The following is a 15,301-nucleotide window of genomic DNA, read 5'->3' as shown; positions in this document are numbered from 1 at the left end:
TTTAATTTGAGATTGTTAACTAATTCTCCGATTGGTATTTTAATTCTTAGAGTTTGTATGCTCAGCCTATATCACGTTTTGGTTGTTTACAGGCTAGAAGAAGCTTTTTATTCTTATCTCCGCTTTCTCTTTTGCAACACAAGACTAATTGGTGGATAGACTGTAATAAGAGGTATGATGATGGATAAGGAATCCCTTAAGTTCTTCGAGGAATTGTGCAATAGTTCAGGTCCAGCCGGATTTGAAAGAGAAACAACAATTTTGTTGAGGAATTACGTTCAGAAGTGGGCCGATTCCGTATATAGTGACAGGATTGGAAGTCTGGTCTTTGAAAAAAATGGCACTTCGGATATGCCAAGAATTCTTATTCCAGGTCACATAGACGAAATTGGATTCATTGTGACAAGCATAACAGAACAAGGGTTCTTGACATTTCATCAATTGGGTGGCTGGTTCGATCAAGGTCTTCTTGGTCAAAAAGTGCTCGTGATAACAAAAAAGGGTAAATTGAGAGGAGTCATCGCAGTTAAACCGCCACACCTACTCGATGAGGAAGAACGGAGAAAAGTCATTACAAAGGATAAGATGTTCATTGATATAGGTTGCTCAAACAAGGATGAGGCAGAAGAGATGGGCGTGAGGGTAGGTGATGCGGTCGTTCCCGATTCCAGTTTCTTCACGATCAAGAAAAGGGCATTCAAAGATGGCAAATTTATAGGAATTAAAACACTCGCATTTGGCAAGGGATTTGACGATCGGGTTGGAGCGTTTATTGCCGCTCAAGTGATTAGAACGCTCAAAGAGAAAGGAATCGAGCATCCCAACAAAGTAGTCGGTGCGGCAACAGTTCAGGAAGAAGTCGGTTTGAGGGGTGCAAAAACTGTTGCAAATCTTGTCAAACCTGATGTGGCAATAGTGCTCGATGTCGAAATTTCGGGAGATGTTCCAGGCGTAGAACCGAAGCAAGCTCAAGCGAAGTTAGGTGAAGGCATTGCTATAACAACCTACGACGCTTCCATGATTCCAAATCAACCTCTTAAAGAGCTGGCTATAAGCGTATGCGAAAAGAATCGTATCCCGTACCAATTGACTACAACAGCTGGAGGCGGAACAGACGCGGGCGCCGTCCATATAAGCAATATTGGCTGTCCAAGTATTGTAGTTGGGCCGCCAACAAGGCATATCCATTCACACGTCGGGATCCTAGATCTTGGAGATGTTGAACATTGCGTAAAGTTTGTCATTGAAATGGTCAAGGTGCTTGACAAAGCCAAAGTAGACTCTCTTACATCCCTCTGATGCGTGAATCATCGTTTCGACCAAAAATTATAAAAAGAACCAATGGATGACACCGCTCATCGTTGCTGATAGAATTCATTGGTGAGTTTAATGTCGACTGATAACACAAACGAAATTGCCAAGATCTCAAAAGGCGATATAATAAGATTAGAATTTGACGGTTGGATCGTTGATAGCGGCGAGCTTTTTGACACGACGAGCGCAGAGAAAGCAAAAGCGGCAGGCATTTTTAATGAGAACATCACATACGGCCCGATCCCAGTATTGGTGGGTGGGGGTCGTATATTTGAGGGACTCGAAGAAGCAATACTCGGGACGGAAATAGGCGTTGAAAAAGAAATAACAATACCTCCTGAAAAGGCTGCTGGTCAAAGAGATCCAAAACTGGTAGAAATTCATCCCGTTAGAGAATTTCTCAGACAGAACATTGAACCCAAAGTAGGCATGGAAGTGAGTATGAAAAACCGAGTGGGTACTATAATATCAGTCACTACAGGCAGGGTTAGAATAGATTTCAATAGACGTCTTGCCGGTAAGACACTTCGCTATCGCTTCAAAATTCTTTCAAGAATAGATGACCCAGTTGAGAAAATCAAAGCAGTTATTGAAATGGATTATGGTTCGAGCGAGGGCTTCAAGGTTTCCGTCGAAGATGGCAGAGCTATCCTAATTCTTCCAGACATATGCAAATATGACCAGAAGTGGCTTATTTCAAAATATAGGGTGGTCTCTGATTTGAGAGATGTTCTGGGCTACAGCATCATTCATTTCATTGAAGAATATACAAAACCCGAGGAAAAGAAAGCAGACGAAAAGAAGGAAACTGAAGAGGCAGTGGCAACAGAGACACAGATTGTGCCAAAAAACTAGCTTGAAGATTAGATCTTAAATGACCCGGTCAGAAAAGATGATTTATCCTTTTTCTTTTGCGTATAATGGGCGTGTGGCCTAGCATGGATATGGCAGCAGCCTCCTAAGCTGCAAGTCAGGGGTTCAAATCCCCTCACGCCCGTATAAAATCAATTTTTGTCTGTTTTTGACTTTTTGTTCATTAGAATAATTTTTCACGCGTCCTTCATGCAATGCTAATTTGATGGCTTGTTTAGAAATGGAAAGGCGTGTTCTAAAAAGTACATCTTGCATGTGCTTTGATGTGGTTATTAGCAGTAATGAGGTCGGATAATCTCTCTTCGTCGACTCAGGGGTCTTCCTCGTCTACTCGGAGTTTCTCAAGGATTATTCGGGCTAGGAATTGCGATAATCGCAAAAAGATAACGGTTAAGCGTGATACATTGATAAATAGAAACGCAGTCTTAATCTGGTATTCAGAGATATCATCGGAGTGATAGTAAATGGATCTCATTCTTGTCAGACATGGTGAAACCGACTGGAATCGTGCCTCTATATTTAGAGGTCGCATGGATATTCCGTTGAATAGCACAGGACTTGCCCAAGCTAGATTGACTGCGAGAGCGCTTCAACACCAAAATATTTCAACAATTTACAGTAGCCCTCTTGCAAGATCTCTCAAGACAGCAGAAATCATTGCTCAACCACATTCGATCAATGTAACTATTGATGATGATTTGATTGACATCGATTATGGAGCTCTTCAGGGCATTTCTGAAAAAGAGGCAGTGATGCAGTATCCACTGCTCATGGAAACTTGGTCCAATCATCCCGAAAAAGTAAAATTTCCATGCGGCGAAAGTTTGCATGATGTTCTTAAACGCATCCAGAACTTCTTCGATCGAATCTGTGTTTTTTCACGCACGGAAAATCGGGCTGTACTTGTCGTCTCACATAGAATCCCGATTAAAATTATGACATTGATCTTACTCGGCATGGATTTAAGCCATCTCAATGAGGTACGTCATGATAATTGCGCGATCTCCATTTTCAAAATTCGAGAAAATTCTATAGAGCAATCGATCCTAAACTATACCAAGCATCTTGACATGTTGTCGATTGACCGGCTGAAGGATTTTTGAAAAGTCCTCTAAGGCATCGCTTTCGATGACAAATCGTCAAAAATTCATCTCCGTATACCTCCAAAGCAAAGGCATTTACGGAATCGTGGCAAATAATGCTCATTTCCGTTATTATCAATGCAACGGACTGGAATGTATCATTTTATTCAATGTGATTGGGCGCATCTAAAGGAAGTTTGATGATTGTGCAGATTTACTTGTCCACGGCATCTATTGATCACCTTACTGTCTCTTTTGTGTTATAAATCATTTAGAGTCCCTAGGGTCTGCGAATAAAATGGGTCAATCTCAACCTTCGACGTTGTGCTGAACAATCGTATAAATGATATATCCCTTATTCAACTAACTATCGAGTGGTATGGTGGCGAATTACGATCTCATAGTTATTGGGTCTGGAGCTGGGCTAAATGTTGTTGAGCGAGCTAGACTAGCAGGATTGAAAGTAGCATTGATCGAAGATGGGCCAGTTGGTGGTACATGCCTTAATAGGGGTTGCATTCCAAGCAAAATTCTGACATACCCCGCAGATGTCATCCGGTTGATTGAAGATGCTAAGAGAATTGGCATCAATGTAAAAGAGATTGAAACGGACTTCGAGCTTGTTAGGAAACGCATGTGGGATTTAATTATTAGTGAACGAGAGCACATTGAAAGAGCAGTGGAATCTGATAAGGGTATAGACTTTTTCAGAGATACTGGATATTTCATCGATCGAAAGACCTTGCAAGTCGGTGAATCCCGTATACGATCAGAAAAGATCATGATTGCTGCGGGAGCAAGAACGCAAATTCCAGATATACCTGGTCTCAAAGATGTCGATTACTTCACCTCTGAGAACATTTTCGATATTGAAAAATTGCCAAAAAGCCTTGTGATCCTAGGCGGAGGTTATAAAGCATGTGAGTTCGCTCATTTTTTCTCAGCTTTTGGTACCCGCGTAATAATAATTGGTCGTAATCCCCGTCTTTTGCCAAATGAAGAGCCAGAAGTCAGCTATTTAGTACTTAAGAAAATGTCCAGATTTATTGACGTGAGGGTCAACCAAGACGTTACTGAGATTATCAATGGAGGGCAAGCGCACAGAGTTCTGCATAGGGATCGGAAGACAGGAATCCTTAATGAAGTCGAAGCGGAACGCGTTCTCATTGCAACGGGGCTTAGAAGCAATGCAGACAAGCTCAAAGCTGAAGTGGCCGGTATTGCGCTTGATCAGAGAGGATACATAATTGTAAATGAATTTCTTGAAACAAATATACCGGGAATCTGGGCATTTGGTGATATTATTGGTAGGAATATGTACAGACACACTGCAAATTATGAGAGCTTGGTTGCGTGGAATAATGCCTTTGGACATCGAAAGATGCCAGTTGATGAACACGCCGTTCCCCACGCGGTTTTTTGTTATCCACAAGTGGCAAGCGTGGGGTTAACTGAGGAACAGGCTACAAAAAAAGGATATCAGATTTCTATCGGAATCAATAGATACTCTGATTGTGCAAAGGGATATGCAATGGCAGAGGAAGATGGATTTGTGAAGGTGATAGTCGACGCAAATACAAGGAAAATTCTCGGTGCCAGTGTTGTTGGACCTGAAGCATCGATTCTTGTTCAGCCAATTGTTTACCTGATGAATACGACTGATCAAACTTATCTGCCACTAGTGAGAAGTCAGACAATCCATCCAGCCTTATCCGAGGCTCTAGTCGGAGCCTTTGCTAAATTGAGGATACCAAAAGGAATGCACTCACAGTGAAATCCTGGCTTCGACCCCATTCCGCAAATCTAGAAGGGAAATCTGTTATTGCTTATGAGTAACCCGGGACGTTCCCAAGGCGTCTGAGGAGAGATTTATGCCTCATTCCATCTATATGACGGAATCTATTTCGACCAATGCATTCGCAAAAGCAAAATAGAAACCAAAAAATCTAGATCACAGAATGTTAACCATCATGATAATTTGTATTCATTTTCAGCCTCGTGCTTTCTTGCTAGTCTTTTCAAAAGTTTTTCTCCAGTAATCGCGCATAAGTAGGGTACTGGCGGCGTGAGATATATCAGGGAACCAACAAGCGCAAGCAATTTCTTGCCTGTTGTCATAAGACTTATTTTCTTAATCACTGGGTCATGCAAATCTACTTCCTTTATCATTCCAAGAATGGACTTTAGAATCATGAAATCTGATGCGAGGACGACGCCGATACTCCATGAAATCGCCACCTGTAGAGGCATCCTCGCACCGCATGCAGCGGTTGTTTTTGAAAATATCGCTTTTCGAAGATCCTCAGCGGTTTCTCCTTCAAACGTCGTATATGCATGTGCTATAGTACTGATTGAATGAGAATCACTTCCACCGACAATGGCCCACTTCCCAGATTCGCTTTTCTGTGCTGCAATTGAATTTGCATATCCGTCTATGTGCCCTGCGTTGATTGTTTCGATAGCATCAATATCGAGAAATGCAATTTTTTCTCCCAGGCTGGGGCAATGGAGACTAAATGGATGTGGCGCCATGACTATGCCGTCCTGATCTCGAATGCGGTCAATAGTTTCCTCGGCAGTGAGACCTGGTGGGATTTCCTCGTTGAGATACAAACCTATGATCTCGCCGTCCGAAGTCGAAATCTCTTCTCCAACTACCACCTGCATACCAATTTCTTTTCCGAATTCTTTGGCTTTGATGGCGCCATAGATACTATTGTGATCAGTTATTGCAAGAACTTTCAAACCTAAGTTTTGTGCCTTTTTCACAGCATCATATGGTTCGACAACGGATTCGGGGAATCGCAAGAATCCCAATCGTGCAATTCCAGAATATTTTGTGTGGACGTGGATATCCGCTCGGCTTTCCATCTGGTAGCGATATTGGATTCTGCAATAAATAACATTCGTAAAACCGATGCCGAGTAATGACAATTAATTAAATGACTCTCCTCGGAACTGCACAATAATTAACTCCACCCGTTTGAAGCGTCCGATTTATAACTCCTTTCGGTAGTCCTTTGAGAAATGCAACTCGGTGATGAATCCAATTGACCTCGAAGATCCTCTTGAATTGCTAACAATTTAATAATTAAATACTATTTCCTCAGTAATGGGAATCATAGAATGGGGCATTTTATTTATAAAAAATCTCATCCTCGATCTCAATTATCCCGGTCTGATTTTGTTAATGGCAATTGAGAGTGCATGTGTTCCCATACCTAGTGAAATTATTATGCCATTTGCGGGATGGCTCGTTTACGAGCGAGAAATGGATTTGTTGCTAGCATCGCTCTCTGGAACACTTGGTTGCACGATAGGCTCCCTCTTTGCATATGCCATTGGCTATTACGGAGGCAGAGCGTTCATTTTACGATATGGAAAGTATTTCCTCATCGATAGGAAGGCGATCGATGCAGCAGAGCGTTGGTTTTCCAAATACGGAGATCTTGCTGTATTTCTTAGCAGGCTTATGCCCGTTATAAGAACATTTATATCACTTCCTGCGGGCATCGGCAGAATGAATCTTCTTCATTTTACTATACTAACTTTTGTTGGATCATTCCCATGGTGCTTTGGTTTGGTTTATTTGGGATTTGCATTAGGACCTTCATGGGAAGGTATAATTGAAGTTTTCCGTGGTCTTGACGTTCTAATATTGATTGCTCTCGCTGTGATCATAGCTTGGGTGATTTTCAGGAAAAGAGAGCGGATAACTCATCGGAATGAGTGAATTTAGAAAGAGTAATAATATTCTCCCTTTTCTTTTTGCTCTCTATCGAGCCGTGAGCCCAGCTTATTGATTCTCGGTCTATTAGTTTCGTTATCACGCCGGAACGTGACTCCTACCTGTTTCAAAAAGAGGTTCATTCCTGTGCGCATATCAAAGGGCCCTGCTCCGATGCCTTCCTTTCCAGGCGTTCCCGTAAACACCATGATCGAATCCGAAACCATGTCAAGAAAATAGATATCGTGATCGACTACCAACGCGCTTTTGCCCTGCTTTTCTATAACTCTTCTTAGAGTCTTTGCTGCTTCCATTCGTTGATTCGAATCGAGATACGCGGACGGCTCATCGAGGAGATATATGTCCGCATCGCGAGAAAGACAGAGAGCAATTGCAACGCGCTGTAATTCCCCCCCGGCCAAGGTTTTTACTTCTTTTTCATATAAGTGGGTAAGTCCGAGCGGTTCCGCGATTTCGCTTCTAAAGAATCCAGACTCGAAAAAATCCTTTACCAGGACATGAAACAGCTCTCTTACTTTACCATCAAAATCTGGCGAAATGTATTGTGGTTTATAACTCACTTTAACATTTCTATCAACAGATCCATTCGTAGGTCTCAAGACACCGGCAAGCATTTTCACGAAGGTAGTTTTTCCTATTGCGTTTGGACCTACCACTCCAACGGTTTCTCCGACTTTTATTGTCCCCTCCTCTACCCGAAGCTGGAAACTAGGATACTCATACTCTAAGGGCCCAAATCTGAGCAATATTGCAGATTGCCACAGATTCTTTGGTGGTCTGTTCTCGAACTCAATCTTTTGCTCTCTGAATCTGATATTTTCTTCGGCTAGATACCCTTCGAGATAAGTGTTTATAGCTGTTCTAACTTGGCGAGGTTGAGAAAATACTCCATAAGATCCCTCAGAACCATACATGAGGTAAACATTGTCTGCAAGGAAATCGAGGATTGCTAGATCATGTTCTATAACGACAACATATTTCCCTTGACTTAACGACTGAATGATCCTTGCTACTTTCAGACGTTGTTTTATGTCAAGGTATGAAGAAGGTTCATCGAAGAAATATGCATCAGAATCCTTCATGAGAGCTGCGGCTATGGCCACTCGTTGCAATTCGCCGCCGGATAAGCTAGAAAGATCCTTATGCAAGGTATCTTCAATTTCAAACATCGTAGCCGCCTCTTCAACGGAAATCCGCTCTGCAACTCTCGCAAGAAGATCTTTTGTCATGCCATTATAAGCTGCTGGTATCTTGTCAACATACTGAGGTTTGAACGACACTCTAATCATTCCAGAATATAGTCTTTCGAAATAATCATAGAGTTCTGTCCCTGCAAAGCGTTGGAGCGCTTCATCTTTAGAAGGCGGTTTCTCATATATCCCAAAATTAGGGATCTCCTCGCCAGAGAGCAACTTAAGCGCTGTTGTCTTTCCAATGCCATTTGGTCCAAGTATGCCCGTCACCAAGCCCTGCTTAGGAACTGGTAATCTGTATAATCTGAATGCGTTCTTTCCATATTGATGTATAAGATCCTTTCCAAGTTCCTCAGGCAAGCCAATGATCTTGATCGCCTCATATGGGCATTTATGAACACAAATACCACACCCGGCACACAGCTCTTCAGAAATAACTGGCCTGCCCTTATCTCCGATTACTATAGTTTCCACTCCTGTTCGAACCTTTGGGCAGTATTTCAAACACTCTGAATTGCACTTCTTCGGTTGGCAGCGATCTTTGATAAGCGTTGCAATGCGCACGCAGTTAGCAATGATAAAATCCTAAAAAAATGTTCCTAATCTGTAAAATTTTCAACTGAAACTGATCACTTTATTGGTAATTGAATATTGGCTACGGTTTTGCTAAACGGCCAGATAAGTATTGGGAAATTTCCTGATAATTTCGAAACGAATACTGGTTCTAAGCAAGTATTACATGTATTGGTTTGTTCTTATATCCAGTTCTTCAATTCAGGGGGATCTGATATTAGTGGAAATCCAGATCATTTAATGCGATTTGGATTGAAATCTCCTTTTGACTCTCATTTTTATCAAAAATTCGTATAGATAATGATTTTTTATTTTTTCCTTGTTCAATAGTCAAAACTTAAATCTTATATGGTTTATTCACTTCCGCTTCATATGTCTAGAATCTTGGTTTGCACTGCATGGCCGTATTCAAATAGCGCTATTCACCTAGGTCACGTAGCTGGATCCTTGCTACCAGGCGATATATTTGCCAAGTTTCAGCGACTCAAGGGAAACGAAGTCCTTATGGTCTCAGGCTCCGACCAGCATGGAACACCTGTCACCGTAAGAGCAGAAAAGGAGGGTGTTTCCCCTGAGGAAATAGCGGAGCGGTATCATAAAATCAATTCCGATGCGATAAAAGGTCTTTTGATTACATTTGATCTTTTCACAAAAACACACACAACAAACCATTTCAGAGTCGTTCACGAAGTATTTCTCAGACTCCTTGAAAAAGGACATCTCTACAAGAAAGAAACTCTCCAATATTTCTGCGAGCAATGTAACCGGTTTTTGCCAGATCGCTATGTTGAGGGTAAATGCGTCAAATGCGGATTTGAAAGGGCTAGAGGTGATCAGTGTGACAAATGTGGAGCGACTTTTCAACCAGGCGAGCTCGAGGATGCAAGATGCACAATATGCTCATCAAAGCCCATACTGAAAGAAACTGAACATTACTTCTTTAAGCTCAGCGAATTTGTAGATCCTCTGCTTGATTATATAAAGGATAAAAATTACTGGAAACCTAATGTGCAAACATTTACAAGAAACTGGCTTGAAGCAGGATTGAATGATAGACCCATTACACGAGACATGTCTTGGGGCGTTAGCGTACCTCTGCCTGGATGGGATAATAAAGTCATTTATGTGTGGTTCGAAGCGGTAATAGGCTATCTTTCTGCCTCTATTGAGTGGTCTGAAAGAATAGGTTTACCAGAAAGATGGAAGGATTTCTGGACAGATCCTGAAGCAAAGCACTACTACTTCCTCGGAAAGGACAATATACCTTTTCATACAATCATCTGGCCAGCAATACTTATGGGTTATGGTGGATTAAATCTTCCGTATGATGTTCCTGCAAATGAATATCTGACATTCAAAGGTGAGAAGCTTTCCAAAAGTCGAGGCGTGAGTATAGATATACCAAGTATGCTCCTCCGTTTTGATCCCGATGCGATTAGATACTACCTTGCATCAAACATGCCTGAGAACAGAGATACAGAGTTTAGTTGGGATGATTTCGAAGCGAAAATCAACAACGAGCTCGTTGCTACCCTGGGTAACTACTATCACAGAGTGCTGAGTTTTACTCATAGGCATTTTGGCATAGTTCCTCCTTGCATTGGGATAGAAGACGAAATGAAAAGAGTGTCTCAGGCAGTATCAAGAACTGTTGAGGAGTTCGATCAATACCTGTCTTCCTGTCAATTTAAGAGAGCACTGAAGTCTGTGATGGACCTAGCCCAATTTGGAAATAGATTTTTCGATAGTGTTGCGCCATGGAGCCTGCTTAAGGAAAACAGAGAACGTTGTGGATCCGTTCTTCATCTGAATCTTGAAATCGTTAAAGCTCTTGCAATCATGTCTTACCCCTTTCTCCCACGATCATCTGCAGAGGTATGGAAATTTCTTGGCTATGATGAGGACATCACGAGCAGGGGGTGGTCATGGATTTCAACGCCGCTACTCGTGGGCCAGCAGTTAAGGGAACCATACCCGCTTTTTTCGAAGGTTGAAATTGCGGAGGATTCGTCTATGTTTAAGGATTTTGAGAAACTCGATCTCAGGGTAGGTGAAATTGTTGGGATTAGTGATCATCCAAATGCCGATAAACTCTACATACTAGATGTAGAAGTTGGGAAAAGAATCAGACTTGTAGCAGGATTGAAAGGCCATTACCCCAAAGACAAGCTGATTGGGAAGCAGATTGTTGTAGTGACGAACCTTCAGCCGGCGAAGCTAAGGGGCGTTGAATCCCAGGGTATGTTGTTAGCAGCGGAACATGGGGGGAAAGTTGTCCTTCTAACACCGCACGAAAAAGTTCCAGCAGGAACTAAGGTTAATTCCGGCATGTCTCCAAGTGGAAAAATGCTGAGTTTTTCGGAATTCCAAGAATTGAAGCTAATTGTTGGAGAAGTTATGGATCTCAATGCTGTTGATATTGGAAAACGTATCAATCTCGATGCAAAGTCTGCAAAACTGAAAAAAGGCACAAAGGTTGCAGTGTTCCTGCCATCGGAGGATTCTTCTCATGCACTTCCGCTTTTCACTGAGTCTGGTGTGCAGATTACGGTGGACGAGGACATTTGCAAAGGGGCACTTATCAGATGAAGGTTGATTTGCACATTCATTCGATTTACTCAGGGGATTCCAAACTTGAAGTTGAAGATATTGCAGCAAGATGTAAAGCTCTTGGAATTAAGGGATTTGCGATTGTCGATCACAATTCTATAGAAGGATCTATACGCGCTATGAATATGAGAAAGAATGATATCATTGTACTCCCAGGAATCGAAATAACATGTAGTACAGGCCACGTAATTGGGTATGGCATTACTGAGCTAATACCGCGCGATATGAGTGTTGAAGAAACAATAGAGTATATTCATGATAGCGGTGGCATCGCGGTTGCACCTCACCCATACAGATGGTGGTCAGGCATTGGAGCGAAAGAAATTCTCAAGAATAAATTCGATGCAATTGAGACCATAAATGCGAGATCATCGTTCCGATCCAATGATAAGGCAGCTAATCTTCGCGCGATTATCGGTTGTGCTGAGACGGGCGGCAGCGATGCACACTCGTTACGTCAAATTGGGGCAGCTTCTACGATTTTTTCTGATAATTGCGAGGACGCCGATGATCTGATTTTGGAAATTCTAGAGAAAAGCACAAGAGCAGAAGGGAGTTCAAGAAAACCATTAGGTACTATCGGGTATGGAGTAAAATGCATTTCAGAATGGGTCACAAGAGGGATGAGAAGGCTCTGATCATAGCGATGATTCCACTTTTGCAATTTTCTCTTTGGCGTCGGTGGCAATTTTATTGATATCGGCAGAAGGATCCGTCGCGAGAGCGATGAGATATCGTGGTCCTGCGCCTGTCAATATGAGATTTCTTCCCGAAAGATGAAGCACGACTTTATTCAAAGTATCCTTGAGTTCAGCTGAAGTTGTTTCTGCAGCTCCAATAATTATAGCCGCCATGGCGGCAAATGTTTCCTGGTGCACGCCTCGTGGCGGATCTCCTGTTATATACATTCCACCTCTTGATACTAATGAAACATCCAAGACATGATCGATCCTCTTAATTTCGTCTAAAACATTTCGAATCTGAGATAATTCAGCCATCTAGCCCACTCTCTCCACAAGCGTTACAAGGAGTATAATCGAAGAGTCAACATAAAAGCTTTTTCTATAAAACTCACAGTTTCTTGGATTATCCAGATCGGAAGCATGATGTTTATTCTATATGCGCATTTTCGAAATTTGGCAAAATAACTATTATTCATCGAGGAGAATTTGCCACTTGGCTGAGAAATCTTCATGTATGTCTGGAAGCGATATCATCACGAGGCTATGGTACGCTTTTCGTTGCATCGGATTTTTGCGCCCGCGGAAAAGAAAGCAACTGAGGGAATGAAAATTGAGAAAATTTTGGTTCGATCGCTGAAATCTCCTCTCGCATCTGAGCGGAAACGCCTTGAAAAAAGAATTTTGCGACATGGAGTAAAAGATCCCTATGAGATGATTGCCATATTGCTGAAATATTACCATCATCCGAATGATAAGGTGCAGAAGAGCGTTCGCCACTGTCTGTCAGAGCTTACAAAATCACGGATCGGCATGGATGCCGTGCTGAACAATATCATCCATCCAAGTAGAGAAGTACGCAGGGCTGTCTTGGCGTTCCTTGGCGAACGCGCGGGTATTCATGCAATCACATACGCGTCTTTTTACGAGCAAACACTTCTACTGGCAGCGATGGCAAGGAATAAGGATATTCCAGTGGATGATATCGAGGCGCTTGCTGAAGTGTCTAAGCAGACTTTCCTTGATGGGGAAGTCATCGAGGCGATTAAGGACATCTCATCTTGTCTAGAATTTGTCAAGCATAGATATCGAAGCGCTGAGCAACTCAGGTCATACATTGTTGACATTTTGAGGATGGCTCCAGACCTCACAAGGATAGGTGTTTTTGGCGGAGCAATTGAGGAATCGCTAAAGAAGGCTGTTAAGGCAAGCAGATCAAGAAGATATGATGAAACAAGAGAAATCATTGAAGAACGCATGAAAGAAGCAACTATTCGAAATGAACTTCTTCGGATCGGCAAGATTGTGAACGAGATTGTTACAGAAAGGCCAAATATGCCTCCTGCGGAACTCGCTGGTGCTGATGTCTGGGTAATTTCAAGACTGCATGAGCTCGTGGATTCCGTTACTTCAAGCACGGTAACTGGAAAGAGATCGGAAGCGATCGAAGCGCTCAGAGCATTTCTCGAAGATGAATTTTTAGCATATTACGATGACAATTTTAAGAAGCGCATCGAAAATAAAGATCGATCAGCTGTCTTCACACTTTACACGATTGGCATAGTTTGTTTGAAGCTTTCATCTGGGTTTATGCAATCATCAAGCGAGGACATATACCAACGCTATTTTAGAAAATTTGAAGGGGAACCGAGCATTCATCTTGTGATGTGGCCTGAAATCGTGATGCAAATCATCGGGTAAACATAGCGATTCACGATATTCTTCTATTCTAATTGCTTTTTCATCAATCCATTCGTATTGATTCAATAATATTCTCAATTGAAAACAACCGCAAAACTCAGCGTCTAGTTAGCTGGGCCATACGCAATATTTATATTCCAGTTGCAACTTATCGTAAAACGAGGGATGCACTCATGGTTAATTCGTTGGTTAAGCATGCATTAGAAGTATCAAAGACTCTGGGTAATAATTCGCAGGCGGGGCAAATGCCCGCGGAAGGTTCTTCGGATGTTGACGAGGAGCTACGTCGAATTGCCGCTCAAATGGATGTATGCATTAAGATTATTGGTTGCGGTGGCGGCGGCTCCAATACCATAAATAGATGCGTTGATGCTGGCATCAGCGGTGCGCAATTGTGTGCGATCAATACTGATGCTAAGCACCTGTTAACGATCAGAGCGCCAAAGAAGATACTTATCGGTAGAACCGCAACAAGGGGTCTCGGTGCAGGTGCCATACCTGAGGTTGGTGAACAGGCAGCCCGAGAAAATGAACTTGAAATCAGGGAATATTTGAGGGGTGCCAATATCGTCTTCGTCACCGCGGGAATGGGCGGTGGAACCGGTACTGGCGCTGCACATTTCGTTGCGAGAATCGCTAAGGAATCCCTCCAAGCCCTTACTATCGGAGTTGTAACCTTGCCGTTTAAGGCTGAAGGAACGGTGAGAATGGAAAACGCGTTAGCTGGACTTGACAAGTTGCGCCGTGTTTGTGACACGACAATAGTAATTCCAAATGATAAGTTGCTTGAGCTTGTGCCTAAGTTACCAATCGAGGCTGCCTTCAAAGTTGCGGATGAAGTCTTGATGCAAACTATGAAGGGTCTGACGGAGATAATTACGAAACCTGGCTTGGTGAACCTTGACTATAGTGATATCCAAACTGTTATGAGGGAAGGCGGAATATCTTTCGTTGGCATCGGCGAATCAAATGATGATGAAGATCGGGTCGAAGCTGCAGTCAAGGAAGCGCTCACTTCGCCGTTACTTGGAGAAATTGACCTGAAGGACGCTAAGGGAGCATTGATCAGAGTTGTCGGTGGTCCTGACATGACTGTTGCAGAGGCTCAAAGAGCAGCGGAGATCGTCACAAATAGCGTCAATGAAAGGGCAAGAATAATCTGGGGTTGCTCAATCGAACCTGAGCTGAAGGGTACAATAAAAGTCTTGCTCATTGTAACTGGTGCAAGATCTAAATATATGCTCGGTCGAAGCGATTACGATTATGAGGATAAGCTGGTTGATGAATTGGCACCTAGATCGAGGGGGAAATCTCGTCGCATAGAGGACGACGACGGGATTGATTTCGTGCGTTGAGCGCGGGGGCAGTCCGAGTCTGCGTTGGGGTAAATCGAAGAAAAATATAATGGATGGGATGAACAAATAATTAGAATTCAAAGGCGGAGTTGCCAAAGCTGAGGACAGGACAAGGTTCGATGCACTTCCCGCAGTGAGAGCATCTGTCGGGAACAATTCGAATGTGGTCTTG

At 42.6% G+C, this 15,301-nt stretch carries 12 protein-coding genes and 1 tRNA gene; 10 read left to right on the top strand and 3 right to left on the bottom strand.

All coding sequences use genetic code 11. The features are described 5' to 3' along the window. Positions 1-180 precede the first annotated feature (180 nt). The 5 genes from QW087_00065 (at position 181) to QW087_00045 (ending at position 5,043) form a co-directional block, all read left to right on the top strand. Positions 181-1,299 (top strand): M42 family metallopeptidase, encoded by a 1,119-nt coding sequence (locus QW087_00065; protein ID MEM2943130.1) that lies wholly within the window; start codon positions 181-183, stop codon positions 1,297-1,299. Positions 1,300-1,389: 90 nt separating this feature from the next. Beyond that, positions 1,390-2,169 carry a peptidylprolyl isomerase gene (locus QW087_00060; GenBank protein MEM2943129.1) on the top strand — a complete coding sequence of 260 codons (780 nt, stop codon included), beginning with the start codon at positions 1,390-1,392 and terminating at the stop codon, positions 2,167-2,169. Positions 2,170-2,236: 67 nt separating this feature from the next. After that, positions 2,237-2,311 (top strand) — tRNA-Arg (locus QW087_00055). 340 nt (positions 2,312-2,651) lie between these two features. Further along, on the top strand, positions 2,652-3,290 hold the full coding sequence (locus tag QW087_00050; GenBank protein MEM2943128.1) for a histidine phosphatase family protein: 639 nt from the start codon (positions 2,652-2,654) through the stop codon (positions 3,288-3,290). Positions 3,291-3,651: 361 nt separating this feature from the next. Next, positions 3,652-5,043, top strand: a complete 1,392-nt coding sequence (locus QW087_00045) for a dihydrolipoyl dehydrogenase (protein ID MEM2943127.1) — start codon at positions 3,652-3,654, stop codon at positions 5,041-5,043. Between the two features lie 194 nt (positions 5,044-5,237). Here the strand turns inward: QW087_00045 and QW087_00040 are convergent, their stop codons facing one another. Continuing rightward, on the bottom strand, positions 5,238-6,140 hold the full coding sequence (locus QW087_00040; GenBank protein MEM2943126.1) for a PHP domain-containing protein: 903 nt from the start codon (positions 6,138-6,140) through the stop codon (positions 5,238-5,240). A 241-nt stretch (positions 6,141-6,381) separates the two neighbouring features. Here QW087_00040 and QW087_00035 point away from each other — a divergent pair, with 241 nt between their 5' ends. Then, positions 6,382-7,002, top strand: a complete 621-nt coding sequence (locus tag QW087_00035) for a DedA family protein (GenBank protein MEM2943125.1) — start codon at positions 6,382-6,384, stop codon at positions 7,000-7,002. A 2-nt stretch (positions 7,003-7,004) separates the two neighbouring features. Here the strand turns inward: QW087_00035 and QW087_00030 are convergent, their stop codons facing one another. Continuing rightward, positions 7,005-8,774: a ribosome biogenesis/translation initiation ATPase RLI gene (locus tag QW087_00030; GenBank protein MEM2943124.1), complete on the bottom strand. Its 1,770-nt coding sequence runs from the start codon at positions 8,772-8,774 to the stop codon at positions 7,005-7,007. A gap of 381 nt (positions 8,775-9,155) precedes the next feature. On the opposite strand from QW087_00030, the gene metG reads away from it, so the two are divergent. Further along, entirely contained in the window at positions 9,156-11,372 is a 2,217-nt protein-coding gene (gene metG, locus QW087_00025; protein ID MEM2943123.1) for a methionine--tRNA ligase, read from the top strand. After that, the gene (locus tag QW087_00020; protein MEM2943122.1) at positions 11,369-12,031 is read left to right on the top strand and encodes a PHP-associated domain-containing protein; all 663 of its coding nucleotides are present in this window, start codon (positions 11,369-11,371) and stop codon (positions 12,029-12,031) included. The genes metG and QW087_00020 overlap by 4 nt, the downstream gene beginning before the upstream one ends. Here QW087_00020 and QW087_00015 read toward each other — a convergent pair whose 3' ends face one another. Continuing rightward, positions 12,032-12,391 carry a roadblock/LC7 domain-containing protein gene (locus tag QW087_00015; protein MEM2943121.1) on the bottom strand — a complete coding sequence of 120 codons (360 nt, stop codon included), beginning with the start codon at positions 12,389-12,391 and terminating at the stop codon, positions 12,032-12,034. A 195-nt stretch (positions 12,392-12,586) separates the two neighbouring features. On the opposite strand from QW087_00015, the gene QW087_00010 reads away from it, so the two are divergent. Both QW087_00010 and ftsZ read left to right on the top strand, forming a co-directional pair. After that, complete coding sequence (locus QW087_00010) at positions 12,587-13,774, top strand: class I tRNA ligase family protein (GenBank protein ID MEM2943120.1); 1,188 nt, start codon at positions 12,587-12,589, stop codon at positions 13,772-13,774. A gap of 173 nt (positions 13,775-13,947) precedes the next feature. Continuing rightward, positions 13,948-15,129 carry a cell division protein FtsZ gene (gene ftsZ / locus QW087_00005; GenBank protein ID MEM2943119.1) on the top strand — a complete coding sequence of 394 codons (1,182 nt, stop codon included), beginning with the start codon at positions 13,948-13,950 and terminating at the stop codon, positions 15,127-15,129. The last annotated feature ends 172 nt before the right edge of the window (positions 15,130-15,301 follow it).

The sequence above is a fragment of the Methanomassiliicoccales archaeon genome, assembly GCA_038850735.1.
GTDB lineage: Archaea > Thermoplasmatota > Thermoplasmata > Methanomassiliicoccales > JACIVX01 > JACIVX01.
This window is presented reverse-complemented; position numbering and strand designations above follow the sequence as displayed.